The 25486-nt window shown below is 69.5% G+C and carries 28 protein-coding genes; 6 read left to right on the top strand and 22 right to left on the bottom strand.

Annotated elements, in window-relative coordinates:
- Positions 1 to 8 precede the first annotated feature (8 nt).
- The 11 genes from trpA to aroA all read right to left on the bottom strand — a co-directional run bounded on the left by trpA (position 9) and on the right by aroA (position 9416).
- On the bottom strand, positions 9 to 842 hold the full coding sequence (trpA, locus tag BLTE_RS14825) for a tryptophan synthase subunit alpha (protein ID WP_126401421.1): 834 nt from the start codon (positions 840 to 842) through the stop codon (positions 9 to 11).
- Complete coding sequence (trpB, locus tag BLTE_RS14820; protein ID WP_126401420.1) at positions 842 to 2059, bottom strand: tryptophan synthase subunit beta; 1218 nt, start codon at positions 2057 to 2059, stop codon at positions 842 to 844. The genes trpA and trpB overlap by 1 nt, the downstream gene beginning before the upstream one ends.
- Positions 2056 to 2736 carry a phosphoribosylanthranilate isomerase gene (locus BLTE_RS14815; RefSeq protein WP_126401419.1) on the bottom strand — a complete coding sequence of 227 codons (681 nt, stop codon included), beginning with the start codon at positions 2734 to 2736 and terminating at the stop codon, positions 2056 to 2058. Before BLTE_RS14815 ends, trpB begins: the two co-directional genes overlap by 4 nt.
- 6 nt (positions 2737 to 2742) lie before the next feature.
- On the bottom strand, positions 2743 to 3087 hold the full coding sequence (locus BLTE_RS14810) for a HepT-like ribonuclease domain-containing protein (protein WP_126401418.1): 345 nt from the start codon (positions 3085 to 3087) through the stop codon (positions 2743 to 2745).
- The gene (locus tag BLTE_RS14805) at positions 3084 to 3377 is read right to left on the bottom strand and encodes a hypothetical protein (protein WP_126401417.1); all 294 of its coding nucleotides are present in this window, start codon (positions 3375 to 3377) and stop codon (positions 3084 to 3086) included. Before BLTE_RS14805 ends, BLTE_RS14810 begins: the two co-directional genes overlap by 4 nt.
- 147 nt (positions 3378 to 3524) lie before the next feature.
- A complete protein-coding gene (locus BLTE_RS14800; RefSeq protein ID WP_160140634.1) occupies positions 3525 to 3887 on the bottom strand; it encodes a lipopolysaccharide assembly protein LapA domain-containing protein in 363 nt (120 codons plus the stop codon).
- A gap of 22 nt (positions 3888 to 3909) precedes the next feature.
- Positions 3910 to 4191, bottom strand: a complete 282-nt coding sequence (locus BLTE_RS14795) for an integration host factor subunit beta (RefSeq protein WP_126401415.1) — start codon at positions 4189 to 4191, stop codon at positions 3910 to 3912.
- Between the two features lie 145 nt (positions 4192 to 4336).
- Entirely contained in the window at positions 4337 to 5308 is a 972-nt protein-coding gene (sppA, locus tag BLTE_RS14790) for a signal peptide peptidase SppA (protein ID WP_126401414.1), read from the bottom strand.
- Positions 5309 to 5515: 207 nt separating this feature from the next.
- Positions 5516 to 7216 (bottom strand): 30S ribosomal protein S1, encoded by a 1701-nt coding sequence (gene rpsA / locus BLTE_RS14785; protein WP_126401413.1) that lies wholly within the window; start codon positions 7214 to 7216, stop codon positions 5516 to 5518.
- A gap of 215 nt (positions 7217 to 7431) precedes the next feature.
- Positions 7432 to 8049, bottom strand: coding sequence for a (d)CMP kinase (gene cmk / locus BLTE_RS14780; RefSeq protein WP_126402234.1), 618 nt, complete (start codon positions 8047 to 8049; stop codon positions 7432 to 7434).
- Positions 8050 to 8060: 11 nt separating this feature from the next.
- Positions 8061 to 9416 carry a 3-phosphoshikimate 1-carboxyvinyltransferase gene (gene aroA / locus BLTE_RS14775; protein WP_126401412.1) on the bottom strand — a complete coding sequence of 452 codons (1356 nt, stop codon included), beginning with the start codon at positions 9414 to 9416 and terminating at the stop codon, positions 8061 to 8063.
- Between the two features lie 152 nt (positions 9417 to 9568).
- On the opposite strand from aroA, the gene BLTE_RS14770 reads away from it, so the two are divergent.
- From BLTE_RS14770 to yihA, 5 genes are all read left to right on the top strand, one after another.
- Positions 9569 to 9976 carry a TIGR02300 family protein gene (locus tag BLTE_RS14770; protein ID WP_126401411.1) on the top strand — a complete coding sequence of 136 codons (408 nt, stop codon included), beginning with the start codon at positions 9569 to 9571 and terminating at the stop codon, positions 9974 to 9976.
- Positions 9977 to 10321: 345 nt separating this feature from the next.
- Positions 10322 to 10456, top strand: a complete 135-nt coding sequence (gene rpmH, locus BLTE_RS14765) for a 50S ribosomal protein L34 (protein WP_126401410.1) — start codon at positions 10322 to 10324, stop codon at positions 10454 to 10456.
- Between the two features lie 91 nt (positions 10457 to 10547).
- Positions 10548 to 10934, top strand: a complete 387-nt coding sequence (gene rnpA / locus BLTE_RS14760) for a ribonuclease P protein component (protein WP_126401409.1) — start codon at positions 10548 to 10550, stop codon at positions 10932 to 10934.
- A complete protein-coding gene (gene yidC, locus BLTE_RS14755; protein WP_126401408.1) occupies positions 10924 to 12774 on the top strand; it encodes a membrane protein insertase YidC in 1851 nt (616 codons plus the stop codon). Before rnpA ends, yidC begins: the two co-directional genes overlap by 11 nt.
- Before the next feature lie 121 nt (positions 12775 to 12895).
- On the top strand, positions 12896 to 13552 hold the full coding sequence (gene yihA, locus BLTE_RS14750) for a ribosome biogenesis GTP-binding protein YihA/YsxC (RefSeq protein WP_126401407.1): 657 nt from the start codon (positions 12896 to 12898) through the stop codon (positions 13550 to 13552).
- Between the two features lie 307 nt (positions 13553 to 13859).
- Here yihA and BLTE_RS14745 read toward each other — a convergent pair whose 3' ends face one another.
- Positions 13860 to 14387: a hypothetical protein gene (locus BLTE_RS14745; protein ID WP_342211497.1), complete on the bottom strand. Its 528-nt coding sequence runs from the start codon at positions 14385 to 14387 to the stop codon at positions 13860 to 13862.
- A 117-nt stretch (positions 14388 to 14504) separates the two neighbouring features.
- Here BLTE_RS14745 and BLTE_RS14740 point away from each other — a divergent pair, with 117 nt between their 5' ends.
- A complete protein-coding gene (locus tag BLTE_RS14740; protein WP_126401406.1) occupies positions 14505 to 15020 on the top strand; it encodes a MarR family winged helix-turn-helix transcriptional regulator in 516 nt (171 codons plus the stop codon).
- 51 nt (positions 15021 to 15071) lie between these two features.
- Here the strand turns inward: BLTE_RS14740 and BLTE_RS14735 are convergent, their stop codons facing one another.
- From BLTE_RS14735 to BLTE_RS14690, 10 genes are all read right to left on the bottom strand, one after another.
- Positions 15072 to 15311 (bottom strand): cysteine rich repeat-containing protein, encoded by a 240-nt coding sequence (locus tag BLTE_RS14735; protein ID WP_244600008.1) that lies wholly within the window; start codon positions 15309 to 15311, stop codon positions 15072 to 15074.
- Positions 15312 to 15336: 25 nt separating this feature from the next.
- Positions 15337 to 15870 (bottom strand): TIGR00645 family protein, encoded by a 534-nt coding sequence (locus BLTE_RS14730; protein ID WP_126401405.1) that lies wholly within the window; start codon positions 15868 to 15870, stop codon positions 15337 to 15339.
- A 204-nt stretch (positions 15871 to 16074) separates the two neighbouring features.
- The gene (gene msrA / locus BLTE_RS14725; protein ID WP_126401404.1) at positions 16075 to 16731 is read right to left on the bottom strand and encodes a peptide-methionine (S)-S-oxide reductase MsrA; all 657 of its coding nucleotides are present in this window, start codon (positions 16729 to 16731) and stop codon (positions 16075 to 16077) included.
- A 351-nt stretch (positions 16732 to 17082) separates the two neighbouring features.
- On the bottom strand, positions 17083 to 17406 hold the full coding sequence (locus tag BLTE_RS14720; RefSeq protein ID WP_126401403.1) for a hypothetical protein: 324 nt from the start codon (positions 17404 to 17406) through the stop codon (positions 17083 to 17085).
- A 136-nt stretch (positions 17407 to 17542) separates the two neighbouring features.
- Entirely contained in the window at positions 17543 to 19708 is a 2166-nt protein-coding gene (pnp, locus tag BLTE_RS14715; protein ID WP_126401402.1) for a polyribonucleotide nucleotidyltransferase, read from the bottom strand.
- 348 nt (positions 19709 to 20056) lie between these two features.
- Positions 20057 to 20326: a 30S ribosomal protein S15 gene (gene rpsO / locus BLTE_RS14710; RefSeq protein ID WP_126401401.1), complete on the bottom strand. Its 270-nt coding sequence runs from the start codon at positions 20324 to 20326 to the stop codon at positions 20057 to 20059.
- 210 nt (positions 20327 to 20536) lie between these two features.
- Positions 20537 to 21481, bottom strand: a complete 945-nt coding sequence (truB, locus tag BLTE_RS14705; protein ID WP_126401400.1) for a tRNA pseudouridine(55) synthase TruB — start codon at positions 21479 to 21481, stop codon at positions 20537 to 20539.
- The gene (gene rbfA, locus BLTE_RS14700) at positions 21478 to 21915 is read right to left on the bottom strand and encodes a 30S ribosome-binding factor RbfA (RefSeq protein WP_126402231.1); all 438 of its coding nucleotides are present in this window, start codon (positions 21913 to 21915) and stop codon (positions 21478 to 21480) included. The genes truB and rbfA overlap by 4 nt, the downstream gene beginning before the upstream one ends.
- Positions 21916 to 22013: 98 nt before the next feature.
- Positions 22014 to 24755: a translation initiation factor IF-2 gene (gene infB / locus BLTE_RS14695; protein ID WP_126401399.1), complete on the bottom strand. Its 2742-nt coding sequence runs from the start codon at positions 24753 to 24755 to the stop codon at positions 22014 to 22016.
- Positions 24756 to 24767: 12 nt separating this feature from the next.
- On the bottom strand, positions 24768 to 25484 hold the full coding sequence (locus BLTE_RS14690; protein WP_244600007.1) for an RNA-binding protein: 717 nt from the start codon (positions 25482 to 25484) through the stop codon (positions 24768 to 24770).
- Positions 25485 to 25486 lie beyond the last annotated feature (2 nt).

Below are 25486 nucleotides of genomic sequence, written 5' to 3'. Positions count from 1 at the left end.
CGGTCCTTTCAAGCCGCCTTGGCGGCGGCGCGCACGCCAGCGGCGAGATCCTCGGCGAGGCCGAGCACGGCCGGCACGGTCTTCTCGGTGGCGCGGCCCTCGGCATCGAGCGAGGTGCGCAGCGCCTCGACCAGCGCCGAGCCGACCACCACCGCATCGGCGCCCTTCGCCACCGCGGCGGCGTGGGCGGCGGTCTTGACGCCGAAGCCGACCGCAACCGGCAGCGCGGTGTGGCGCTTCAGGCGGGCGACGGCCGAGCCGACCTTGTCGAAATCGGGCGTCACGGTGCCGGTGACGCCGGTGATCGAGACGTAATAGACGAATCCGGCGGTATTCGCGAGCACCTTGGGCAGGCGGTGATCGTCGGTGGTGGGGGTGGCGAGCCGGATGAAGGCGAGCCCCGCCTTCAGCGCCGGCAGGCAGAGTTCGTCGTCCTCCTCCGGCGGCAGGTCGACCACGATCAGCCCGTCGACGCCGGCCGCCTTCGCCTCATCCAGGAAGCGCTCGACGCCATAGACATAGATCGGATTGTAGTAGCCCATCAGCACCAGCGGCGTGGTGGCATCGCTTGCGCGGAAGGCGCGCACGAGGTCGAGCGTCTTCGCCAGCGTCTGGCCGGCCTTCAGCGCCCGCATCGAGGCCCACTGGATCGCCGGACCGTCGGCCATCGGGTCGGAGAACGGCATGCCGAGCTCGATCACGTCGGCGCCGGCCGCCGGCAGGCCCTTCAGGAGCGCCAGCGTGGTGGCCGGGTCGGGATCGCCGGCGGTGAGGAAGGTCACGAGGCCGGCACGGCCTTCCTGGGCCAACGCGGCGAATTTGGCGTCGAGGCGGGCGGTCATCACACCTTGCTCCCCAGCATCTCGGAGACCTGCGGCACGTCCTTGTCGCCGCGGCCGGAGAGGTTGACCACCATCAGGTGGTCCTTCGGCTTGTTCGGCGCCAGTTCGGCAACCTTGGCCAGCGCGTGTGCCGGCTCCAGCGCCGGGATGATGCCTTCGAGCCTGGACAGCAACTGGAACGCCTCGAGCGCTTCCGAATCGGTGGCGGACAGATACGTCACCCGGCCGGTCTCGTGCAGGTAGGAGTGCTCCGGCCCGATGCCGGGATAGTCGAGCCCGGCCGAGATCGAGTGGGCATCCTTGATCTGGCCGTCCTCGGTCATCAGCAGGTAGGTGCGGTTGCCGTGCAGCACGCCGGGCTTGCCGCCCGACAGCGAGGCGGCATGGAGGCCGGTTGCGATGCCATGGCCAGCGGCCTCGACGCCGTAGATCTCGACGGTCGGATCATCCAGGAAGGGGTGGAACAGCCCCATGGCGTTCGAGCCGCCGCCGATGCAGGCGACGAGCGAATCGGGCAGCCGCCCCTCGATGGCCAGCATCTGCTCGCGCGTCTCGCGGCCGATGATCGACTGGAAGTCGCGCACCATCATCGGGTAGGGGTGCGGGCCGGCGACCGTGCCGATGCAGTAGAACGTCGACTCGACATTGGTCACCCAGTCGCGCAGCGCCTCGTTCATGGCGTCCTTCAGCGTCTTGGTGCCCGACTGCACCGGCACCACCTCGGCGCCGAGCAGCTTCATGCGGAACACGTTGGGCGCCTGCCGCGCGACGTCGACCGCGCCCATATAGACCACGCAGTCGAGGCCGAAGCGGGCGCACAGCGTGGCGGTGGCGACGCCGTGCTGGCCGGCGCCGGTCTCGGCGATGATGCGCTTCTTGCCCATGCGCCGCGCCAGCATGATCTGGCCCAGCACGTTGTTCACCTTGTGGGAGCCGGTGTGGTTCAGCTCCTCGCGCTTGAGGTAGATCTTGGCGCCGCCGAAATGGTCGGTCAGGCGCTCGGCGAAATAGAGCGCGCTGGGGCGGCCGACATAATGGGCGAGGTAGCCGTCCATCTCCTGCTGGAAGGCGGGGTCCGCCTTGGCCGCGGCGTAGGCCTCCTCCAGCTCCAGGATCAGCGGCATCAGGGTCTCGGCGACGAACCGGCCGCCGAACTTGCCGAACCGGCCGCGCTCGTCGGGTCCGGACCGGAACGAATTGGGTTGATGCACCGTCACAGCGGTGGCTCCTCTCGAATCTCGCGCGCTGCCGCATCCGCGGCCCGCGCCGCCGCGACAAAGGCGCGGATTTTCGCCGGGTCCTTGTCGCCCGGCGCCCGTTCGACCCCCGAGGAGACGTCGACCGCGGCGGGCCGGACAAGGCCGATCGCCTGCGCCACCGTTGCGGGATCAAGGCCGCCAGACAGCATGACCGGCACGCCGGGGTCAAGGCCGGCCACCAGCGTATGGTCGAAGGCGAGGCCGTTGCCGCCCGGCAGCGCCGCGCCGGGGGCGGGCTTGGCATCGAACAGCAGCATGTCGGCGACCTCGGCGAAGGATTCGACCGGCGCGAGGTCGTCGCGCACGGCGATCGGCAGCGCCTTGATCACCGGCCGGCCGCAGCGGGCGCGGACGTCCGCCACGCGCGCCGGGATTTCGCGGCCATGGAGCTGGAAGAGGTCGGGCTCGACCAGTTTGGCGATCGCCTCGATCGTCGCGTCGTCGGCATCGACCGTCAGCGCCACGATTCGCGCCCGGCCGCGGGCCTGCGCCGCAAGCCCCGCCGCGGCGTCGAGCGAGACGTGGCGCGGGCTCCTGGCGAAGAACACCAGCCCGACCATGTCGGCGCCGGCCTCCAGCGCCGCCTCGAGCGTGGGCGGGGTGGTGAGCCCGCAAATCTTGACGAGCAGGGTCATCGGCGCTCAGCTCAGGCGAAGGATCAGACGGTCGAGTTGTCCGGCCAGTTTCGGCGCATCGTCGGCGGCGACGCGGAACACGATCTCCGGATCGGCCAGCCAATAGGCGTGGACAAGGCGGTTGCGCATGGCGATCGCCGGCTCCCAGGCGACCTCGGGCACCAGCGTGCGGACTTCCTTCGGGACACGGTTCATCGCTTCGCCGATCACCAGCACGCAATAGATCGCCGACTGCAGGCGCACCTCGTCGACGGCAAAGGCGGCCGGTGCCACGTCGCGCGCCCGGTCGGCCAGCATGAGGCAGTGGTCTCGCGCGTCGGTCAGAAAGTCGACGGTCGTGCGGCCGCTCATAAGGGTCTCGCGGACCTTTCGACCCGCGCCTTCTCGGTGCCGCTGAGTTCGCTCGCCAGCACGATGCCGACCGGGCGCCCGAGACGGGCGGCAAGGTCGAGCTCGGCGCTGGTCAGGCCGAGCAGCGACAGACCTTCCCGCTTCTCCGCCAGGAAATCGACGGCATCGTCGCCCTCGACATGCGGGGCGGCACCCCGCGGCAGAAGCGCGACGATCTTCAGCGGATGGTCCTGCTCGACGGCGCGGATATGCTTGAGCAGCGTCGAGCGGTCGAGGATCGGAACGTTCATGCCACCCTCCGCCCGCCAGCCCACCGCCCGCCAGCCCCCGTCATCCGCGTCGGCACCAAGCCGCGCGGTGCGCCATTCCACCTCAAGCCGGCACAGTCACCTGCGTTCCCGTCGCGGGCACCCCCGTATCGACCCGCAGCCGTGCGGTCAGGCAGCGTTGCGGCGCGGACGCGGCAGGGTGGGCACGGCCTCGGTCGGGGCGGCGGAGGTGCCGCGCAGCCGCTCGATCTCGGCCTGGAGCTGGTGGATGTGGGCCCGCGCCCGCTTGGCGGTGCCGCGCCAGCGCCCGGTGGTGAGCCAGCTCGTGACGCCGCCGATGATGACGCCGAGGGTCAGCGTGCCGAGGAGCAGCAGATAGAGCGGCACCGAGACGGTGTAGGCGGCCGTCGCCGCATCACTGGTGAAGGGGTCGAGAATTAGCGTCACCGGCGCGCGGTTCTCCACCGACAACACCACCAGCACGATCCCGAGCGGCAGCCCGAGAACCAGAAACAGCAGCTTCCTGAGCACCGCGATCCTCCTTCGGCGTCGGTCAGTCGGCGTTCAGCCGGTCGCGCATCTCTTTGCCGGTCTTGAAGAACGGCACGTACTTCTCATTGACCGGCACGTGTTCGCCGGTCCGCGGATTGCGTCCGACCCGCGCCGGACGGGATTTCACCGAGAATGCGCCGAACCCGCGCAGCTCCACCCGGTCGCCACGCGCGAGCGCAGCCGTCACCTCGTCGAGAATCGCGTTCACGATGGTCTCGACATCGCGCTGGTAGAGATGGGGATTGGCTTCGGCAATCTTCTGAACGAGTTCGGATTTGATCATGAGGCCCGTCGCTGGAGCATTCTCCGCAGAAGCGGGAACTGGCTTTGCGAAAGAGAATGCGACAACTCAATAACTTGGAGCGCCGCCCGGTTCAATCGGATCGTCGGACGTTCCAGCGTCCGAAACAGCGTGACGAACTCAACCCTCACTGACCCGCGGGAGGGTGCCAAACCGCCAGAACACCGTCAAGCGCGGTGGAAAGCGCAGGTGTTTCCGTCCGCAGGTTTTGCGCCAGCTGCGTCAAACCGGCGGCCTCCGCCAGCCAAGCGAGGATGCGGGTCGACAGCCGGATCTCGTCGGTCGCCGCCCGGCCCGCCCGCCAGTCGCGCACCGGCAGGGTCTTGTCGATGCCGTGGGTCTCGGCGAGCCACGCCACCGCCGTGTCCTGGTCGCCCAGCCGGTCGACCAGCTTCAGCTCCAGCGCCTGGGCGCCGGTCCACACCCGGCCGCTCGCCACCGTCTGGGCCAGCGAATCATCCAGGCTGCGCCGGGTCTTCACCAGATCCTTGAACCAGGCATAGCTGTCGTCGACCACCGCCTGCAGCGCCTGACGCGCCTCGGGCGAGGTCGGCACGAAGCCGGACGGCGCCGCCTTGAGCGGGGTCGACTTCACCTCCTCGACCTTGACGCCGACCGAGTCGAGCAGCCCGCTGACATTGGGGAACTGCACGATCACGCCGATCGAGCCGACGATGCTGTTGCGGCCGGCGATGATCTCGTCGGCGCCCAGCGCCGCAGCATAGGCGCCGGAGGCCGCCATGCCCTCGACCAGCGCCACTACCGGCCGCTTCTCGGCCAGCCGGCGGATAGCGGTCTGCAGGCTGTCGGAGCCGGTCACGGTGCCGCCGGGGCTGTCGATCGCCACGATCACCGCCTTGGCGCCCGACTTGGCGACCTCCTCGATCATCTTGAGGCGTTCGCGGTCGGCGCGGATGAGGCCGGTGATCGGGATGCGGGCGATGTGGGCCTGACGCCGCTCGACGAATTCGGGCCCGTCGAGCCCGATGGCGAGCGCGCCGAGGGCGGCGGCGGCGGCCAGCACGGCGGCGACGCGCCACGTGGTCAGGGAGCGGCGCAGGCGGCGGCGTTCGACAATCAGATCGGCATCAAGCGACATGCGGCGTTCCCGAAGCGGCGGAGAGGGGCGCTCCCGGCCGCCGGGGCGGCCGGGGACACGGGTTGGAGCACATATAATACGTTTGGCCGGGAACGTTCACCCCTTGCCGCGCGAAACGTCCGGGTCCGGCCATGGCAGGGCTCGGCGCAAGAAAAAACCCCGGCGGGAGGCCCGCCGGGGTCGATTTCCGGTCGCGAGGGAGACGCCTCAGCGGCGCTGCTTCTCGCGCTCCTTGAGGGCGGCGCCCAGGATGTCGCCGAGCGAGGCGCCGGCGTCCTGCGAGCCGTACTGCGCCACGGCCTCTTTCTCCTCGGCGATTTCCAGCGCCTTGATGGAGACGGTGACCTTGCGGGCGCGACGGTCGATCAGGGTGACGCGGGCGTCGAACTTCTCGCCCACCGCGAAGCGTTCGGGGCGCTGGTCGGCACGGTCACGGGCCAGCTCGGCGCGCTTGATGAAGGCGGTGAGGTCGGAGCCGGCGATCTTCACCTCGAGGCCGGCTTCCTTCACCTCGATCACCTCGCAGGTGACGACCGAGCCCTTCTTGACCTCGCCCGAGGTGGCGAAGGGGTCGCCCTGGAGCTGCTTGATGCCGAGCGAGATGCGCTCCTTCTCGACATCGACGTCGAGAACGACCGCCTGCACCATGTCGCCCTTCTTGAACTCCTCGATCACCTGCTCGCCGGGACGGTTCCAGTCGAGATCCGACAGGTGGACCATGCCGTCGACTTCGCCGTCGAGGCCGAGGAACAGGCCGAACTCGGTCTTGTTCTTGACCTCGCCCTCGACCATGGTGCCGGGCGGGTGCTTCTCGGCGAACACTTCCCACGGGTTGCGCAGGGTCTGCTTGAGGCCGAGCGAGATGCGGCGCTTGACCGGATCCACCTCGAGGATCGCCACCTCGACCTCCTGGGAGGTGGAGACGATCTTGCCGGGGTGGACGTTCTTCTTGGTCCAGCTCATCTCGGAGACGTGGATCAGGCCCTCGATGCCCGGCTCCAGCTCCACGAACGCGCCGTAGTCGGTGATGTTGGTCACGCGGCCCTTGAAGCGGGTGGCTTCCGGATAGCGGCGCTCGATGCCCTCCCACGGGTCGGCGAGCAGCTGCTTCATGCCGAGCGAGATGCGGTGGGTCTCGTGGTTGATCTTGATGATCTTGACCTTGACCTGCTGGCCGATGTTCAGCACCTCGGACGGGTGGTTGACGCGGCGCCACGCAATGTCGGTGACGTGCAGCAGGCCGTCGATGCCGCCGAGGTCGACGAACGCACCGTAATCGGTGATGTTCTTGACCACGCCGTCGATCACCTGGCCCTCTTCCAGCGAGGCCACCAGCTCCTGGCGCTGGCCGGCGCGGGTCTCTTCGAGAACCGTGCGGCGCGACACCACGATGTTGCCGCGGCGGCGGTCCATCTTGAGGATCTGGAAGGGCTGCGGCTGATGCATCAGCGGGCCGACGTCGCGCACCGGGCGGATGTCGACCTGGCTGCGGGGCAGGAACGCCACCGCGCCGTCGAGATCGACCGTGTAGCCGCCCTTGACCGTCGAGAAGATGACGCCCGAGACGTGCTGGTTGTTCTGGAACGCCTTCTCCAGCTTGCCCCAGCTTTCCTCGCGGCGCGCCTTGTCGCGCGAGATCACCGCTTCGCCGAGCGCATTCTCGACCCGGTCGAGATAGACCTCGACGGTGTCGCCGATCTTGAGCGTCGCCTCGCGGCCGGGGCCGGCGAACTCGCGCAGCGGCACGCGGCCTTCGGTCTTGAGCCCGACGTCGATGATGGCGAGATCCTTCTCGATCCCGACGACGGTGCCCCTGACCACCGTTCCCTCATTGAGTTCGGTCTGGGCAAGGCTCTCCTCGAGAAGTGCGGCGAAGTCCTCCTTGGTCGGAGCGGCGACAGCGGTCATGCAGTGTCCTGAAATGGTTGGGTTGGCGGCGCCGGCGTCACGTGTTGCGTGACGTCCCGTTCGACGCGCGCCCGATGCCTGATCGGGCGAGCCGCCGGAAGATCCGGCGGGCCGGCGCGTGAACCACGTCGATCGGGACAGGGTTCGGTCCTGGAAGGCCGTGGCAGGAGCGGAGGAAGCCGGGCCGACGGTGGGATTGAACCGCGCCGTCCGCGCTACCTGCGACCGATGATGCCGAGAGCCGTCTGGAACGCCGCGTCTATATCCAAAGTGGTGGTATCGAGCAAGTGCGCATCGGCCGCCGCCACCAGCGGCGCGGCGCTGCGGCTGGAATCGCGCTCGTCGCGCCGGCGGATGTCGGCCAGCACGTCGTCGAACGCGATGCTCTCGCCGCGGCCCTTCAGCTCCTTGAAGCGCCGCTCGGCCCGCACCTCGGGCGTGGCGGTGACGAAGATCTTCACCGTGGCGTCCGGGCAGATCACCGTGCCGATGTCGCGCCCGTCGAGCACCGCGCCGCCGGGGCGGGCGGCGAAGGCGCGCTGCAGCTCGAACAGCGCCGCGCGCACCGCCGGAATGGCGGCGACCCGGCTTGCGGCCTCACCCATCTCGGCGCCGCGCAGCCGGTCCTCGTCGAGGGCTGAGACGTCGAGGGCTGCCGCCACCGCCGCCGCGGCCGCCGTGTCGCCGGGGTCCTTGCCCTGGTCCAGCACGCCGCGGCCGACCGCGCGGTAGAGCAGGCCGGTGTCGAGATGCGGCAGGCCGAAATGGCCGGCGATTTTCTTCGCCAGCGTTCCCTTGCCGGAGGCGGCCGGGCCGTCGAGCGCGATGACCAGATTGTCCGACATCAGCCGATCTCCGCGCCGAGCCCCGCCATCAGGGGCAGAAAGTCGGGGAAGGAGGTGGCGATGAAGGCGACGTCGTCCACCGCCATGCCGGCATCAGTGGCGAGGCCCAGCACCAGCCCGCTCATGGCGATGCGGTGGTCCATGTGGGTGACGACGGTGCCGCCGCCCGGCACGCCGCCCGGCCCCTTGCCCTCGACGATGAGGTCGTCGCCCTCGATCTGGGCTTCGACGCCGGCCGCACGCAGCATGTCGGCCACCGCGGCCAGCCGGTCGCTTTCCTTGACCTTGAGTTCGGAGAGCCCGCGCATGCGGGTGACGCCGCGGGCATTGGCGGCGGCGACGGCGAGGATGGGGTATTCGTCGATCATCGACGGCGCCCGCTCGGCGGGCACCTCGACGCCGGCCAGCTCAGAGAACTGCACCACCAGATCCTCGACCAATTCGCCACCCTCGCGGCGCTCGTCCAGCACCTCGATGCGGGCGCCCATCTCGCGGAGCGTTACGACGAGGCCGTTGCGCAGCGGATTGGCCATCACCCCCTCGATCGCCAGCTTGGAGCCCTTGAGAAGCAGCGCCGCCACCAGCGGGAAGGCGGCCGACGACGGGTCGGCGGGCACCCGCACCGGGGCGGGGCGCAACTCGGGACGGCCGATGAGCGTGATGCGCCGGCCATGCGCGCCCTCGGGCACGACGCGCACGTCGGCGCCGAAATAGGCCAGCATGGATTCGGTATGGTCGCGCGTCGCCTCGCGCTCGATCACCGTGGTCTCGCCGGGTGCAGCGAGGCCGGCGAGCAGCACGGCGGATTTCACCTGCGCCGAGGGCACCGGCGTCTCATAGGTGACGGGCAGCGGCTCGCGGGCGCCCTGAAGCACCAGCGGCAGGCGGCCGCCCTCGGCGGATTCGAGAACACGGGCGCCGACCAGCGCCAGCGGGTCGAGCACCCGCTTCATCGGCCGCTTGCGCAAGGAGGCATCGCCATCGAACCGGGCGGTGACCGGGTGGCCGGCGACCACGCCCATCATCAGCCTTGCGCCGGTGCCGGAATTGCCGAAATCGAGGGTGTCGGTCGGCGCGAGCAGGGCGCCGACGCCCACGCCCTCGACCCGCCAGCGGCCTTCCCCCAGCCGGTCGACCTTGGCGCCGAGCGCGGCGCAGGCCCGCGCCGTGGCCAGCACGTCGGCGCCCTCCAGCAGGCCCGCGATCTCGGTTGTGCCGCAAGCGAGCAGCCCGAAGATCAGCGCCCGGTGCGACACCGATTTGTCGCCGGGGGCGCGGATCTGGCCGCGCAGCGGGCCGGAGCGGCGCGCCGTGACGGGACGGGTGACGGCGTGGGAGCCGGGATCTGGTGTCATGGTGTTGGGATCTTGGCCAGCCTCGTTCGGCCGCGGGCTGTGACATGGCGGGCCGGGACCGTCAACCGGGGCGCGGGAGGGGATTGACGGGGGCGTTCCGCGCCGCTAACCGCATCGTTTCTCCGAAGACATTATTCGAAGGAACGTCCGCGGTGGCCAAAGACGAACTCGGCACCAAGCGGGTCTGCCCCGTCACGGGGCGCAAGTTCTACGACTTGAACAAGGACCCGATCGTTTCGCCCTATACCGGCGAGAGTTATCCGCGCAGCATGTTCGATCCCGTCGCGGGCCGGCTGAGCGCGCGCGGCGTGGCGGCGCGTGCCGCCGCCGCGCCGTCTTCGGACGAGGAGCCCGACATCGAGGAGGCGAGCGACGTCGAAATCGTGCCGCTCGAGGAGGCCGAGGAGGATGCGGGCAAGACCGTGACCTCCGAGGAGGACATCGAGATCGAGGACGAGGCCCTCGACGACGATGACGAGACCTTCCTCGAAGAGGAGGAAGAGGGCGACGACGACCTCTCCGACGTGATCGGCGACGTTGAGGACGACGAGGAGCGCTGAGCGCCCGCCGCGGCTCAGCTTCCGCTCAAGGCCCGGCCGGGGTCCGGCCGGCTTCAATTGACTTTGCGGGCGGGGCGCCAGTATAAGCCCCGCCAACTCGCAGCCGGGGCGGCTTGACGGGCCGGTATCGGTTGGCCTGCCAGCAGCGGTCCCCGGGGGCGAAGCGTTTTCGGTCATGGCTGGGGTCCAGCCGGGCGCCGGGCGACGCGACAAACTCAAGGATTTGCAGCGCCTTCCGCAGCGGCCACGACAGGGCCTGCCGACGGGGGCGCGACTGACCGAAGACCCGGGGCCCGATTCGATGCGATCGCAGAGGGCTCTCGCCGCAACTTCCGGAGATCGAACGTGAAGCGGACCTATCAACCGAGCAAGCTGGTGCGCAAGCGCCGCCACGGCTTTCGCGCGCGCATGGCAACCAAGGGCGGCCGCAAGGTGATCGCCGCGCGCCGCGCGCAGGGCCGCAAGCGCCTGTCGGCCTGACGGCCGGGTGGGACGCCGGGGCGCGTCCCCGGCCTGCCCGTGGCCGATCAGGTGTGACGGGCCGCGAATGACGGGCCAGATGTCGACAGCGATGGACCGCCTGCGGAAACGCGCCGATTTTCTCGCCGCCCAGCGCGGCGCGCGTGCCCATGCCGGTGCCTTTGTGCTACAGAGCCGCGACCGTGGCGACGCCGCCGGTCCGCGGTTCGGCCTGACCATCACCAAGAAGGTCGGAACCGCCGTCGAGCGGAACCGCATCCGCCGCCGCCTGCGCGCGATCGTGCGCCAGGAGGGCGGTGGCGCCCGTGCGGGCTTCGATTATGTCGTCGTGGCTCGGCGCGACGCCATCAACGCTCCGTTCGCGGAGCTTGCCCGAGAGTTTTCGCGGACGCTCAGCCGCGTCCACGCCGCAGACCGCCGCGGTCGATCCGGCCGGGCGGCGCCGGCGCGTACCGGAGATGATCGCGATGAGCGATGACAACAAGAATCTGGGCCTGGCCATCGGCCTGTCGCTCATCGTGCTGCTGGCCTGGCAGTACTTTGTCGGCGTGCCGCAGTCGGAAAAGCAGCGTCAGGCCGCCCAGCAGGCCCAGCTCAGCCAGACCCAGCCTGCGCCGGCCGCTCAGGGAACACCCCAGGGCGCGCCGCAGCCGGCCGCCCAGCCGGGCCAGCCGCCCGTGCCCGCCTCCGGCGCCACGCCGCCGGGCGCCACCACCACCCCGGCGGTCGACCGCGCCGCGGCGCTTGCCGCCAGCCCGCGCGTCGCCATCGAGACCGGCCGCCTGCGGGGCTCGGTCAATCTGCGCGGCGGCCGCATCGACGATCTGTCGCTGCTGAACTATCACGAGACGGTCGACCCCAAGAGCCCGAACATCGTTCTGCTGTCGCCGTCGGGCTCCGAGCATCCGTTCTATGCCGAGTTCGGCTGGGTCGGCCCGGCGAACGGCGCGATCCCGCTGCCCGGTCCGACCACGGACTGGACGCCCGTCACCTCGGGGCCGCTCACCGAGGCCCAGCCGCTGGTGCTCACCTGGGACAATGGCAAGGGCCTCGTCTTCCGCCGCACCATCGCGGTCGACGACCGCTACATGTTCACGGTCACCGACCAGGTCCAGAACCGCGGCGGCGAGCCGGTCAGCCTCTACAATTACGGCCTGATCTCGCGCCACGGCACGCCGCCCACCTCCGGCTTCTACATCCTGCACGAGGGTCTGATCGGCGTGTTCGGCGACGACGGCCTGCAGGAGGTGACCTATTCCAGCATCGCCGGCGAGAGCCCCAAGACCTGGAAGTCCACCGGCGGCTGGCTCGGCATCACCGACAAGTACTGGGCGGCGACCCTGATCCCGGATCAGGCGAGCCCGGTGCAGTCGCGCTTCTCCGCCGGCCAACTCGGCGCGCTCAAGACCTATCAGACCGACTTCCTGTCGGATTCGGTCACCGTCGCTCCCGGCGCCACCGCCGAGGTGGTCGGCCGGCTGTTCGCCGGCGCCAAGGAGGTGCAGGTCGTCGACGGCTACGAGGTCAATCTCGGCATCAAGCGCTTCGAGCTGTTGATCGATTGGGGGTGGTTCTACTTCATCACCAAGCCGCTGTTCTACGCGCTGGACTTCTTCTACAAGATGGTCGGCAACTTCGGCCTCGCCATCCTCATCGTCACGGTGTTCATCAAGATCATCTTCTTCCCGCTGGCGAACAAGTCCTACGCTTCGCTGGCCAAGATGAAGGCGGTCCAGCCGCAGCTGCTGGCGATCAAGGAGCGCTACGGCGACGACAAGATGAAGCTGCAGCAGGCGATGCTGGAGCTTTACCGCAAGGAGAAGATCAACCCGCTGGCCGGCTGCTGGCCGGTGCTGATCCAGATCCCGGTGTTCTTCGCGCTCTACAAGGTGCTGTTCGTCACCATCGAGATGCGGCACGCGCCGTTCTACGGCTGGATCCACGATCTCGCGGCGCCCGATCCGACCACCATCTTCAACCTGTTCGGGCTGATCCCGTGGGCGCCGCCGGCCTTCCTGATGCTCGGTGCCTGGCCGATCATCATGGGCGTGACGATGTGGGTCCAGATGAAGATGAACCCGCCGCCGCCCGACCCGACGCAGCAGATGATCTTCGCCTGGATGCCGGTGCTGTTCACCTTCATGCTGGCGAGCTTCCCGGCGGGGCTGGTGATCTACTGGACCTGGAACAACTTCCTGTCGCTGGCCCAGCAGTACGTCATCATGCGCAAGCACGGGGTCAAGGTCGAGCTGTGGGACAACCTCAAGAAGTCGGTCAAGAAGCCGGCATCGGACAAGAAGAAGCCGGCGTCGAGCTGAGGCGGCGCCGCGTTTCTCCCTCCCCAAAGTCCCGGCCGGCGCCGCACGCCGCGCCGGGATTTCGGTTGAATGGACCCTGTGTCGCCGGGTCCGACTGACAAGCGAGAGCCAAAGGCCCGATATGTCCAGCGTCAAGCCGTTCTCGCCCGACGAAATCGAGACCGGTCGGCGGATGTTCGCCGCCCCCTGGGGGTTCGCGACCGCCGCGAGTTCGCTCGCCTCGCTGCCGGCAATGGCCGGGCTTGAGGTCGCCTTCGCCGGCCGCTCCAATGTCGGCAAGTCGAGCCTGATCAACGCGCTGGTCGGGCAGAATGCGCTCGCCCGCACCTCGCACACGCCGGGCCGCACGCAGGAGCTGATCTTCTTCTCGGCCGGCGGCGCGCTGACGATGGTCGACATGCCCGGCTACGGCTATGCCGCGGTGGCCAAGGACAAGGTGGCTGCCTGGACCGGGCTGATCCACGATTTCCTGCGCGGCCGCGCCAACCTCGCCCGCGTGCTGGTGCTGATCGACGCCCGCCATGGGCTCAAGGACACCGACGCCCCGGTGCTGGATACGCTCGACCGCGCCGCGGTGTCCTATCAGGTGGTGCTGACCAAGGCCGACGACACCAAGGCGTCGGCGCTGGCCGACACCGTCGCCAAGGTGACGGCGGCGCTGGCCAAGCACCCGGCAGCGTTTCCGGAGATCCTCGTGACCTCCAGCCGCACCGGCGCCGGCATTCCCGAGTTGCGGGCCTCGCTGGCCCGCCTCATCGCCGAGCGCGGGCCGGTGTAACGGCGGGCCCCTGAAGCACCGCTCTGAGCGCATCATACGAACGGCCCCGAACGCCGAGGCGTGGGGCCGTTGACACTAGCAGGGCATCCATTCGGATTTTCGTTCCGGAAATCATACCAACGGCCGCGGACGCGGACCGTTGGTTCCGCTGGCGGACTTTCGCGAAATCGTTGATTTTCCGAAAGAAAATCCGCGAGGGCCAACGGCCCCACGCATCAGCGTCTGGGGCCGTTGGTCTCAGAGACGTCGCGGAAACCCGAAGCCGCCGGCCGGATTTCGCTGGCCGGGGTGGACGTGGCGGCGGCGCTCAGCGCCCGGCGGTCAGGAAGCCGAAGCGGCCGGAGAGCTGGAAGCCGTCGCGCATCGCCAGCACGATCAGGTAGAAGTTGAACGCACCAGCGGCCAGTTCGATCGCCTGCACGGTGTAGAACACCTGATCCAGCATGCCCGCCGCGGCGCGGTCGGCGAGGAAGAACGCCGCCGGCACCAGCACCAGGAGGCCGTTCAGCGCGATGATCGGCATGCGGCTCTGCTTGGCCTCGATCAGCGGGTGGAGCGAGGTGCGGCCCAGGCGCATGCCGGAGGCACCGGCAATCGCGATCGCCGGCACGAGCACCAGCATGCCCCACAGGATCGCATTCTTCAGCCGGGCGACATCGGCGGGGGTGCCCAGCGCCTCGACCGCGACCGTCGAAATCCAGAAGGTGGCGATGGTGAGGAGCGCCACCGCCCCGGCGACGGGGTGGATGAGGCGCAAGAGCGGCGGCATGTCGGAGCGGTCGAGCGTGGCCGCGGTTCCGGCGGGGTCGGTGGTGTTGGGGTTGGTGGTGGTCATGGCGATCTCCCTGGCGCATGTGTCGGTGCCGCAAGCGGCGGTCTTTTGATAGGATCCTATCTTTTATTGCATAGGATCCTATGTTAAGTCAATCCAATCGCGGCCCGGAGACCTTCGATGGCGAAACCCGAACCCCAATCCGCCGAGACCGGCCCCGAAACCTGCCCCGGCCCAGAGGCCGAGGTGCTGCCGTGGCGCTACGAATCCTGCGGCTACATGGTCAATCTGGTGGCGCGGCTGTTCGAGCGGGCGCTGGCCGAGCGCATCGCGCCGCTCGGCCTCACCACCGGCCAGTTTCCGGTGCTGCTGGCGCTGTGGGAGCGCGACGGGCTGGCGCAGGCCGAGCTGGTGCGGATCGTGCGGGTCGAGCAGCCGACCATGGCGCAGGCGCTCTCGCGCATGGAACGCGACGGCCTGATCGCGCGCGCCGCCGACCCCGAGGACCGCCGCCGCGCTCTGGTGCGGCTGACCGAGCGCGGCCGCGCGGTGCAGGCGCCTGCCGTTGCCGCCGCCCACGAGGTCAACCGCCTCGCCGCGCGCGGCCTCGGCGAGGTGCAGACGCGGGCGTTCCTGGCGGTGCTGATGCAGATGGCGGCCAATCTGAGCTGCCCGCCCTCGTCGGGGCCGAAATGACACGAAATCCGGCATGGGCGGCCAAGCTTGGTTCGTCTTGCGGGAGACGCGCTATCGCGCCGGCTTGGCCGCCGCGAGTGCGGCGCGGCAGGCGTCGGAGAGCTTTTCGCGGTTGTCCTGAAGGCAGCGCAGGATGCGCCCGCCGCCCGGTGTCACGGTGGCGCAGAAGGTCTTGAAGTCGGCGCTGCAGGCCTCGCGCAGCGCCTCGCGCGCGGTCGTCTCCGCCGCCGCCCCGGAGACGGAAGCTGCGAGGATCAGAAGTGCAGCCAGGGATCGGTTTCGCATCAGCATGGGCCCCTCCTCGGCGGCGGTCTGGTCAGTGTGCGTCGCCGGCGTCGCCGTGGCCCTTCGAGCCGATGGCGTCGGTCCAGGCCAGGATGACGCCGGAGACCACGAACACCATGTGCACGATCACCAGCCACATCAGCGATTCGCTGTTGAAGGTGCCGGCGGCGGAGGTGTCGATGTGCATGAACGCCTTGAGAAGCTGGATCGCCGAGATCGCCACGATCGAGGCCATCAGCTTCTGCTTCAGGCCGGGGAAATCGACCTTGGTCATCCAGTCCGGCCAGTCGGGATGGCCGGTGGCGTCGATCTTGGAAACGAAGTTCTCATAGCCGGAGAACACCACGATCAGCACCAGATTGGCGGCGAGCGACAGGTCGATCAGCGCCAGCACGCCGAGAATGATGTCGGCCTCGGTGGCGTCGAAGGCGTGGGCGAGAAGGTGGCCGAGCTCCTTGACGAAGGTGACGACCAGCACCGCGAGGCTGACCAGCAGGCCGAGATAGAACGGCACCATCAGCCAGCGGCTGAAGAAGATCGTCTTTTCGATCGGCTTCTCAAGCATCCCGCCCCTCCGCCTGTCGCATCATGTGGTTGTCCGGCAGATCGCGCCGCGATCCCCGGCAACCGGTAAGGTTGATGCCATGGCGGCCCGGCACAGGGCAAGCTTGAAGCCGTTTCAGGAAACCCGGAAGGCCCGCGCCGAAACCGGATCATGGCAACGGCCCCGAACGCTGAGCGTGGAGCCGCTGACACGCGCGGATTTTCGTCAGGCGGCGCCGGCCGCCTCGCCCACCGGGCAGCTCACGCCGGTGCCGCCCAGGCCGCAATAGCCGGCCGGGTTCTTGGCGAGATACTGCTGGTGGTCGGCCTCGGCGAAATAGAACGGGCCGCGCGGGGCGATCTCGGTGGTGATCGGGCCGAAGCGGTGCTGCGCCAGCGTCGCCGCGTAGGCGCGCTGGGCGGCCTCCGCCTGGGCGCGCTGGCCGGCATCGGCGACCTGGATCATCGAGCGGTACTGGGTGCCGACGTCATTGCCCTGGCGCATGCCCTGGGTCGGATCGTGCGCCTCGAAGAAGGTCTTGAGCAGCGTGTCGTAGGACACGCGGGCGGGGTCGAACACCACCAGCACCACCTCGGCATGGCCGGTTCGGCCGGTGCAGACCTCGCGATAGGTGGGATTGGGGGTGTGGCCGCCGGCATAGCCGGCCGCGGTCACCCACACGCCGGGAATCTGCCAGAACTTGCGTTCGGCGCCCCAGAAGCAGCCGAGCCCGAACACCGCGGACTCGAACCCCGCCGGGTAGGGCCCCTTCAGCGGCCGTCCCGAGACGGCGTGGCGCTCGGCCGTGTCGATCGGGACGAGGCGGCCGGGCAAGGCCTCGTGCGCGCCGGGCAAGGCGGAGGCGATCTTGAAGGGAAACATCGGCAGCTCCCGAAAGGGTTTCCGTCCCGCAGGCCCTTCGATCCGTATTCCGATCGCCGAACGACCCGTTCTCGAACAGGGGAGTCGGCGACATTGTTTCCGGGATTCCGAGAGGATCAGCCGGAAACGAAGGGGAACACGGGATCCGGGAGACCAATCCTCGGTCTCCCGGATCCGACTGTCACCGGAAATCCGCATGCGGGGGAGATTTCCGGCGGGCGCGCCGCCGAACGCAGGCCTGCCCGCCCGGCGTTCGTGTCGCGTCCACCGGCATATGGGCGCGCATCCGCCGGGCTGCGATCACCGCAGCGGTCAACAAATCGCGAGGAGGCGAGGGGCTGGCGGTCCGGCTCAGTCGCGCGACGACCAGCCGATCGGTGCCGCGGGCTGACGGCCGATCACCAGCAGCAGGAAGCCGAGGCCGCCGAGCAGCAGGAACACCGGCACGAACAGCACGCTCACCAGCAGCGGATCCCACAGCCAGGGTGCGGCGTAGCGTTCGGTCGCAGCCTGCACGAGATTGAGCGTCGAGGGCGACAGCGCATACCACGCGTCACCGGCGCGGGTGACGGTCACCGCCGAGACGGCGATCGAGCGGGTGCCGTCGATGACCAGCGAGGCGAACCCCCCGGCGAGCAGCAGGAATCCGGCAAGACGGATCAGGAAACGGATCATGAGCGGACCTCGTTGCTGCGGAGGTAGCGTTTCGCGGCGCGGCCGACAAGCCTCGCGCCGGTGGATCGTCACCGGACCAATGAAAAAGGGCGGCCAAAGGGCCGCCCTTCAATCTTCGCACCTTCGGAAGGTCAGTTCACTCGGCCGCGCCGGCCTCGCCCTGCGCCTGGGCTTCGGCCTCGGCCTTGATCTTGGCCTCGATGTCCTCGCCGGTCTCCTGATCGACCACCTTCATCGACAGGCGCACCTTGCCGCGCTCGTCGAAGCCGAGGAGCTTCACCTTGACCTTGTCGCCTTCCTTGACGACGTCGGTGACCTTCTGCACCCGCTTCGGCGCGAGCTGGCTGATATGCACGAGGCCGTCGCGCGAGCCGAAGAAGTTGACGAAGGCGCCGAAGTCGGTGGTCTTCACCACCGTGCCGTCATAGATCACGCCGACTTCCGGCTCAGAGGCGATCGACTTGATCCAGTTCATCGCCGCGCGGATCGACTCGCCGTTGGCCGAGGCGATCTTGACCGTGCCGTCGTCCTGGATGTCGATCTTGGCGCCGGTCTTCTCGACGATCTCGCGGATGACCTTGCCGCCCGAGCCGATGACCTCGCGGATCTTGTCGACCGGGATGTGCATCACCTCGATGCGCGGGGCGTGCTCGCCGAGCTCGGCGCGGGCGCTGGTCAGCGCCTTGGCCATCTCGCCGAGGATGTGCAGGCGCCCGCCCTTCGCTTGGTCGAGGGCGACGCGCATGATCTCCTCGGTGATGCCGGCGATCTTGATGTCCATCTGCAGCGAGGTCACGCCCTCGGACGTGCCGGCCACCTTGAAGTCCATGTCGCCGAGATGGTCCTCGTCGCCCAGGATGTCGGTGAGCACCGCGAAGCGCTCGCCCTCCAGGATCAGGCCCATGGCGATGCCGGCGGTGGGACGGCGCAGCGGCACGCCGGCGTCCATCAGCGCCAGCGACGTGCCGCACACGGTGGCCATCGACGACGAGCCGTTCGACTCGAGGATCTCGGACACCACGCGGATGGTGTAGGGGAAGTCGTGGTGCGGCGGCAGCATCGGGTGGATGGCGCGCCACGCCAGCTTGCCGTGGCCGACCTCACGCCGCCCGGGCGAGCCCATGCGGCCGGTCTCGCCGACCGAGAACGGCGGGAAGTTGTAGTGCAGCATGAAGGATTCCTTGTAGGTCCCCTCCAGCGCATCGATGAACTGCTCATCCTCGCCGGTGCCGAGCGTGGCGATCACCAGCGCCTGGGTCTCGCCGCGGGTGAACAGCGCCGAGCCGTGGGCGCGCGGCAGCACGCCGGCCTCGGCGACGATCGGGCGCACCGTCTTCACGTCGCGGCCGTCAATGCGGATGCCGGTGTCGAGGATGCTCCAGCGGACGATCTTGGCCTCGACGGTCTTGAACGCCTCCTTGACCTGCGAGGCGGTCCAGCGCGCCTCGCCGCCTTCCGGCAGCAGCGCCGCGACCACCTTGGCGCGGGCGGCGTCGACCTTGTCGTGGCGCTCCTGCTTGGCCGGGGTGCGGTAGGCGTCGCGCAGGTCGCCCTCGACCAGCGCCAGGATGGCGTTCTCAAGGTCGGTGGAGTCCGACACCGTCAGATCCCGCGGCTCCTTGGCCGCCTTCTCGGCGAGGCGGATGATGGCGTCGATCACCGGCTGGAAGTGCTTGTGGCCGAACATCACCGCGCCGAGCATGACGTCCTCGGGCAGCTCCTTGGCTTCCGATTCCACCATCAGCACGGCGTCGGCAGTGCCGGCGACCACGAGTTCGAGTTTGGACTCGCTCATCTCGTCGAGCTGCGGGTTGAGCACGAACTCGTTGTTGATGTAGCCGACGCGCGCCGCGCCGACCGGGCCCATGAACGGAATCCCCGAGATCGTCAGCGCCGCCGAGGCGCCGATCATCGCCGGGATGTCGGGATCGGTCTCCAGGTCGTGCGACAGGGTGGTCACCACCACCTGCGTGTCGTTGCGGTAGCCATCGGGGAACAGCGGGCGGATCGGCCGGTCGATCAGGCGGGAGATCAGCGTCTCGCGCTCGGTGGGGCGGCCTTCGCGCTTGAAGAAGCCGCCGGGGATGCGGCCCGCGGCGTAGAACTTCTCCTGGTAATTGACGGTGAGCGGGAAGAAGTCGACGCCCGGCTTCGGCTCCTTCATCGACACCACGGTGGCGAGCACCTTGGTCTCGCCATAGGTGACGACGACGGCGCCGTCGGCCTGGCGGGCCATCTTGCCGGTCTCGAGCGTCAGCTTGCGGCCCGCCCAGATCAGCTCTTCACGATGGATTTCGAACATTCGGTCTGTCTCCATGACTTTCGGCCGCGCGAAAGCCACGAGCAAGACGGCGAGAGGCTGTGTCGCGGAGCGGGAGCTCCTGCGCACCACAGCATCCGGCGATCCTGCCGATGGCTTTCGTCACGGGTGAACATCCTGGCAGATCCCCGTCCGGGCACGCACGCCTTGCGGCACCCGGCTTGTCTGCCTTTGCTTTTGAAATCGCGGATGAAACGCACCCGGCCCGCAATGGCGGCCTGCCGGGCTTCATCCGCCGGGAGGGCCCCATTGCCCTCCGCCTGCGGCGGCCGCGCAGGCTGGCGCGGCCTCCGGTCGGGCGTCCGGCCCAGAGGGCCGGACGGCGCCGCCTCAGCGGCGGATGCCGAGCCGCTCGATCAGCGAGCGATAGCGCTGCTCGTCCTTGGCCTTGACGTAATCGAGCAGCGACCGGCGCTGCGACACCATCTTCAGAAGCCCGCGACGGGAATGGTTGTCCTTGACGTGGCTCTTGAAGTGCTCGGTCAGGTTGACGATGCGCTCGGTGAGCACCGCGATCTGGACCTCGGGCGAGCCGGTGTCGCCCGGCTTGGTGGCGTAGTCCTTGATGAGCTGAGCCTTGCGCTCGGCTGTGATCGACATCGGGCAGTCCTTTCTATCTTCAGGGAAAACAATGGCGGATGACGCAATCGGGTGGCGTCCTCCGCCCGGGCGGCAACGGCCGGGATGTCGTCCAGCCGTGTCGTGCCCCTTCGGGCAGACCCGAGGGGGCGCGTATAACATCTTCGCGACAGTGCGGCAAATGACCGGGAACCCGCGTCACACCAACGGCAGCGAAGCTGGCCGTTGGTTTCACGTCCGCGCGCCGGCGAGCTTGAACACCCGCTTCGGCACCAGCTCGCCCTGCTCGACGTCGGCCAATGCAACGAGATTGCCGCCGGCGGTGACGTAGACGAGGCCCTCCATCACCGGCGCGTCGCGCCCGCGCAGCAGCACCGGCTGGCCGCGGTGCAGCCGCGCCGCGTCATTGTGGCTCACCGGGATGCAGACGAGCTGGGTCAAGGCCGAGGCGACCGGCTGCAGCAGCGCCGTCTGGGCGGCGAGCCGGGCCTCGGGCTCGGCGTCGAACAACGCCTCCAGCGGCGCGACCTGCACTGCCGTCTCGGCCTGGAACGGGCCGACCGACATGCGCCGCAGCGCCACCACATGGCCATGGGTGCCGAGCGCCCGGCCGATGTCGCGGGCGAGCGCGCGCACATAGGTGCCCTTGCCGCAGATCGCCTCGAACTCGGCATGGTCGCGGTCGGGCACCGACACCAGCTCCAGGCTGTCGATGATCACCGGGCGCGCCGCCAGCACCACCTCCTCGCCCTCGCGGGCGAGGTCGTAGGCGCGTTCGCCGTCGATCTTGATCGCCGAGAAGCGCGGTGGCACCTGGGCGATCTCGCCGGTGAAGCGCGGCAGCAGCGCCTTGACCGCCGCCGGGTCGGGGCGGACGTCGGAGGTGGCGATGGCGCGGCCCTCGGCGTCGTCGGTATCGGTCTCAACGCCCCAGCGCACGGTGAAGCGGTAGGCCTTGCGGCCGTCCATCACCATCGGCACCGTCTTGGTGGCCTCGCCCAGCGCGATCGGCAGCACGCCGGAGGCGAGCGGATCGAGCGTGCCGGCATGGCCGGCCTTCTTGGCCTGGAAGGCGCGCTTGACGATCGACACGGCGTGCGTCGACGTCATGCCGACCGGCTTGTCGAGAATGAGCCAGCCATCGACATCGCGTTTGATGCGGCGCGGAGCGTTCAAGACCTGGTCTCCTCGTCGGACTCGTCGGTCGTTTCGGAAGCATCGAGATCGCGCGCCACCTCGGGCGAGCGCAGCAGGCGGTCGATGCGCTCGGCCTCCTCGAACCGGTCGTCGCGGCGGAAGCGGATGTCGGGGGCGTAGCGCAGATTGACCCGGTGGGCGATCTCGGTGCGGATGAACTTGTGGTGGGCTTCCAAGGCCTTGAGCACGGCCGTCTCGTCCTTGCCGCCGAGCGCGACGACATAGATCGTGGCAAGCCGCATGTCGGGCGACATGCGCACCTCGGGCACGGTGATCATGTGGCTTGAGATCACCGGGTCGGCGATCTCGCCGCGCGCCAGGATTTCGGCGATCGCGTGCCGCACCAGTTCGGCCACCCGCAGCTGGCGCTGCGACGGACCCGCTTGTGAGCTGTCAGGGCGGTTTCGGGACATGGCCATGGGGATGCCTTTGGCCGCGCACGGCCAAGCCGTCGCGGTTCGGGCGCCCGGGCCAGTGGCCCGGGCGGCGCAGAACGGGGATCAGATCAGCGTCACAGCGAGCGCTTCACCGTCTCGACGCGGTAGCACTCGATCACGTCGCCGGCGCGCATGTCCTGGTAGTTCTCGAACGCCATGCCGCATTCCTGGCCGGCGAGGACTTCCTTGGCGTCGTCCTTGAAGCGCTTGAGCTGGCTGAGCTTGCCTTCGTGGATGACGACATTGTCGCGGATGAGGCGGACATGGGCGCCGCGCTCGACCGTGCCGTCGGTGACGCGGCAGCCGGCGATCTTGCCGACCTTGGTGATGTTGAACACCTCCAGCACCAGCGCATTGCCGAGCATGATCTCGCGCACGGTGGGCGGCAGGAGGCCGCTCATCGCCTGCTTCACGTCATCCACGAGGTCGTAGATGATGTTGTAGTAGCGGATCTCGATGCCGGCGCGCTCGGCCGCCTCGCGCGCTTCCTTGTGGGCGCGCACGTTGAAGCCGATGATCGCCGCCCCCGAGGCCGCCGCCAGCGTGACGTCGGACTCGCTGATGCCGCCGACGCCGGAATGGACGACGCGGGCCACCACCTCGTCGGTGCCGAGCTTGTCGAGCGAGCCGACGATGGCCTCCAGCGAGCCCTGCACGTCGGCCTTGACCAGGAGCGTGAACTCCTTGCGGCCGGCGCCGGCCTTCAGCTCCTTCATCATCTCGGCCAGCGAGCCGCGGCCGGTGACCTTGGCCGCCGCCTTCTCGCGGCGCTGACGGGCGCGATAGTCGGCGATCTCGCGGGCGCGCGCCTCGTTCTCGACCACCGCAAGGCGGTCGCCGGCTTCCGGGGTGCCGTTGAAGCCCAGCACCTCGACCGGGAAGGACGGTCCGGCATCGTCGACCTGGGTGCCGGTGTCGGCGACCAGCGCGCGGACGCGGCCCCATTCGGCGCCGGCCACCACGATGTCGCCCACCCGCAGCGTGCCGCGCTGCACCAGCACGGTCGCCACCGGGCCGCGGCCGCGGTCGAGCTTGGCCTCGATCACCGTGCCCTCGGCGGCGCGCTCGGGGTTCGCCTTGAGGTCGAGCACCTCGGCCTGCAGCGAGATCGCCTCGAGCAGCTTGTCGAGATTGATCTTCTGCTTGGCCGACACCTCGACCTCGAGCGTGTCGCCGCCCATCGATTCGACCACGATCGAGTGCTGCAGCAGTTCGGTGCGCACGCGCTCGGGCTTGGCGTCGGGCTTGTCGATCTTGTTGATCGCCACGATCAGCGGCACCTTGGCCGCCTTGGCGTGATTGATGGCCTCGACCGTCTGCGGCATCACGCCGTCGTCGGCCGCCACCACCAGCACCACCACGTCCGTCACCTTGGCGCCGCGGGCGCGCATCGCCGTGAAGGCGGCGTGGCCGGGCGTGTCGATGAAGGTGACCTTGCCGCCGGTGGGCGAAGTCACCTGATAGGCGCCGATGTGCTGGGTGATGCCACCGGCCTCGCCGGCCACCACATTGGCCTGCCGGATGGCGTCGAGCAGCGAGGTCTTGCCGTGGTCGACGTGGCCCATGATGGTGACCACCGGCGGCCGCGACTCCAGCGCGTCCGGATCGTCCGGCGCGTCGAACAGACCCTCCTCGACGTCGGCCTCGGAGACGCGCTTCACCGTATGGCCGAGTTCCTCGGCGATGAGCTGGGCGGTGTCGGCGTCGATGACGTCGTTGATCTTCACCATCTGGCCCTGGCGCATCAGCATCCTGATGACGTCGACCGCACGTTCGGACATGCGGTTGGCCAGGTCGGCGATGGTGATGGTCTCGGGGATGACGACTTCGCGCGAGATCTTCTCCTTGGTTTCGCTCTGGCGGTGGCCGGTCATGCGCTGGACGCGGCGGCGGAAGGCCGCCACCGAGCGTTCGCGCTGCTCGCCCTCCTGATAGGCGGTGACCACGGTCAGGCGACCGCGGCGCTTCTCCTCGCCGGGCGTGGCCTTGGGCGCTTTGGGCGGGATGGCCGGCTTGGCCGGGCCGCCGCCGCCGGGACGGCGAACCTTGCGGGCTTCCTCTTCTTCTTCGCCCCCCGGCCGTCCGGCAGGGGCACCGCCGGGACGCGCGATCGCGGGCGCACCACCGGGGCCGGGGCGCGGTCCTCCGGTCCCGGCCGGACGCGGTCCACCCGCGCCGCCGCCCGACCGGTAGGACGGGCGCTGCGAACCTGGGGTCTGCTGGGGCGAGGACGTGGTCGAGGGCGCGGCGGCTGCGGCGCTGCGGCGCGCGGCCTCTTCCTCGCCGAAGCGCTTGCGGGCTTCCTGCTCGGCCTTGCGGCGAGCCTCCTCCTCGGCGACGCGGCGCGCATCCTCTTCGCGCTTGCGGGCTTCGGCAGCCTCGCGCTCGACGCGCTCCTTTTCCTCGCGCTCGGCCCGGCGGCGCGCCTCTTCCACGGCGGCGCGGCGTTCCTCGGCCTCGCGGATGCGGGCTTCCTGCAGCGCCTGGGTGCGGGCGTCGCGCTCGTCCTCGGTGAGGGTGCGCAGCACCACGCCGGAGGGGCGGGTGCCGGCCGACGGACTGGCGGGCGGACCACCGACGCGCGGCTTGGTCGACAGCGGCGTCGTCGTCGACGTGGACTTCGCCGGGGTCGCCGGCGCGGCACCGCCGCCGGTCTCGCCGGGGCTCGATCGCCGCTTCACCTTCTCCACCACCACGGCCTTGGTGCGCCCGTGGCTGAAGCTCTGGCGCACCAAGCCCTGCTCGGAGGGGCGCTTCAGAGTCAGCGTCTTCGAGACGCTCAGTGTCTTGTCGCCGGGGGTCTTCGTCTCGGTCATCCGGTCCTGGTCCTAATATCGCACGCAAGGTTGCTGCAAGCCTGCCTCCGCCGGGTCGTCCGAGCGGTAGTGGCCGAGCCGAGTTGTTCGCGCGAGAAACCCGCTGCCCGCCGCGCCAGCGAGCACGGCTGCATGTATCACATTTGATCGCCCGAGTGACAAACTCAATTGCTCGACGGTGAACAGGCGGAGGATCGGTAGTTCTCCGCCATCTGGGGCATTTCCGGGCCCATATCCGGACAAAGACGCACGCAAGGCCCGGTCGAGCCGGGAAACGCCGTCATCGGCCGCCTCGCGCGCATGGATCAGCGCCGCCACGTCGCCCGCGGCAATCGCCGCCTCGACCTTGGCAAAGCCCGCCACCACCGCGCCGGCCTTGTTGGCCAGCGACAGCGCCTCCAGCGCCGACCGCTCCAGCAGCCGGTCGACCTGATCGGCCAGGGCCGGGTCGACCGTCACTTCGCGCCGGAACGCCCGCGCGAACGCCCGCCGCTTCACCGCGGTCTCGACCGCGGTGCGGCCGAGGCCGACCCAGGCGCCGCGGCCCGGCAGGCGCGCGGCGAGGTCGGGCACCACCGTGCCGTCCGGCCCGGCCACGAAGCGCAGCATCGCATCCCGCGCGCCCTGGCGGCGGGTGGCGATGCAGGTGCGCACCGGTCCGGCCCGGCCGTCGCGGGGGCCGCGATCGGTCTCAGGCTCGGCATTGGCGGGGTCGAGGTCTGCCAGCACGC

Origin of the sequence: Blastochloris tepida (assembly GCF_003966715.1) — a bacterium.
Classification (GTDB): Bacteria; Pseudomonadota; Alphaproteobacteria; order Rhizobiales; family Xanthobacteraceae; genus Blastochloris; species Blastochloris tepida.
The sequence above is the reverse complement of the archived record's forward strand: the minus strand, read 5'-3'. Positions and strand labels throughout refer to the sequence as shown.

Coding starts and splice junctions, on each gene's coding strand:
- trpA (WP_126401421.1), bottom strand. CDS start 842: ATGACCGCCCGCCTCGACGCCAAATTCGCCGCGTTGGCCCAGGAAGGC.
- BLTE_RS14815 (WP_126401419.1), bottom strand. CDS start 2,736: ATGACCCTGCTCGTCAAGATTTGCGGGCTCACCACCCCGCCCACGCTC.
- BLTE_RS14810 (WP_126401418.1), bottom strand. CDS start 3,087: ATGAGCGGCCGCACGACCGTCGACTTTCTGACCGACGCGCGAGACCAC.
- BLTE_RS14805 (WP_126401417.1), bottom strand. CDS start 3,377: ATGAACGTTCCGATCCTCGACCGCTCGACGCTGCTCAAGCATATCCGC.
- BLTE_RS14795 (WP_126401415.1), bottom strand. CDS start 4,191: ATGATCAAATCCGAACTCGTTCAGAAGATTGCCGAAGCCAATCCCCAT.
- sppA (WP_126401414.1), bottom strand. CDS start 5,308: ATGTCGCTTGATGCCGATCTGATTGTCGAACGCCGCCGCCTGCGCCGC.
- rpsA (WP_126401413.1), bottom strand. CDS start 7,216: ATGACCGCTGTCGCCGCTCCGACCAAGGAGGACTTCGCCGCACTTCTC.
- aroA (WP_126401412.1), bottom strand. CDS start 9,416: ATGACACCAGATCCCGGCTCCCACGCCGTCACCCGTCCCGTCACGGCG.
- rnpA (WP_126401409.1), top strand. CDS start 10,548: ATGGACCGCCTGCGGAAACGCGCCGATTTTCTCGCCGCCCAGCGCGGC.
- yidC (WP_126401408.1), top strand. CDS start 10,924: ATGAGCGATGACAACAAGAATCTGGGCCTGGCCATCGGCCTGTCGCTC.
- yihA (WP_126401407.1), top strand. CDS start 12,896: ATGTCCAGCGTCAAGCCGTTCTCGCCCGACGAAATCGAGACCGGTCGG.
- BLTE_RS14745 (WP_342211497.1), bottom strand. CDS start 14,387: ATGACCACCACCAACCCCAACACCACCGACCCCGCCGGAACCGCGGCC.
- BLTE_RS14740 (WP_126401406.1), top strand. CDS start 14,505: ATGGCGAAACCCGAACCCCAATCCGCCGAGACCGGCCCCGAAACCTGC.
- BLTE_RS14735 (WP_244600008.1), bottom strand. CDS start 15,311: ATGCTGATGCGAAACCGATCCCTGGCTGCACTTCTGATCCTCGCAGCT.
- BLTE_RS14730 (WP_126401405.1), bottom strand. CDS start 15,870: ATGCTTGAGAAGCCGATCGAAAAGACGATCTTCTTCAGCCGCTGGCTG.
- msrA (WP_126401404.1), bottom strand. CDS start 16,731: ATGTTTCCCTTCAAGATCGCCTCCGCCTTGCCCGGCGCGCACGAGGCC.
- BLTE_RS14720 (WP_126401403.1), bottom strand. CDS start 17,406: ATGATCCGTTTCCTGATCCGTCTTGCCGGATTCCTGCTGCTCGCCGGG.
- pnp (WP_126401402.1), bottom strand. CDS start 19,708: ATGTTCGAAATCCATCGTGAAGAGCTGATCTGGGCGGGCCGCAAGCTG.
- rpsO (WP_126401401.1), bottom strand. CDS start 20,326: ATGTCGATCACAGCCGAGCGCAAGGCTCAGCTCATCAAGGACTACGCC.
- rbfA (WP_126402231.1), bottom strand. CDS start 21,915: ATGTCCCGAAACCGCCCTGACAGCTCACAAGCGGGTCCGTCGCAGCGC.
- infB (WP_126401399.1), bottom strand. CDS start 24,755: ATGACCGAGACGAAGACCCCCGGCGACAAGACACTGAGCGTCTCGAAG.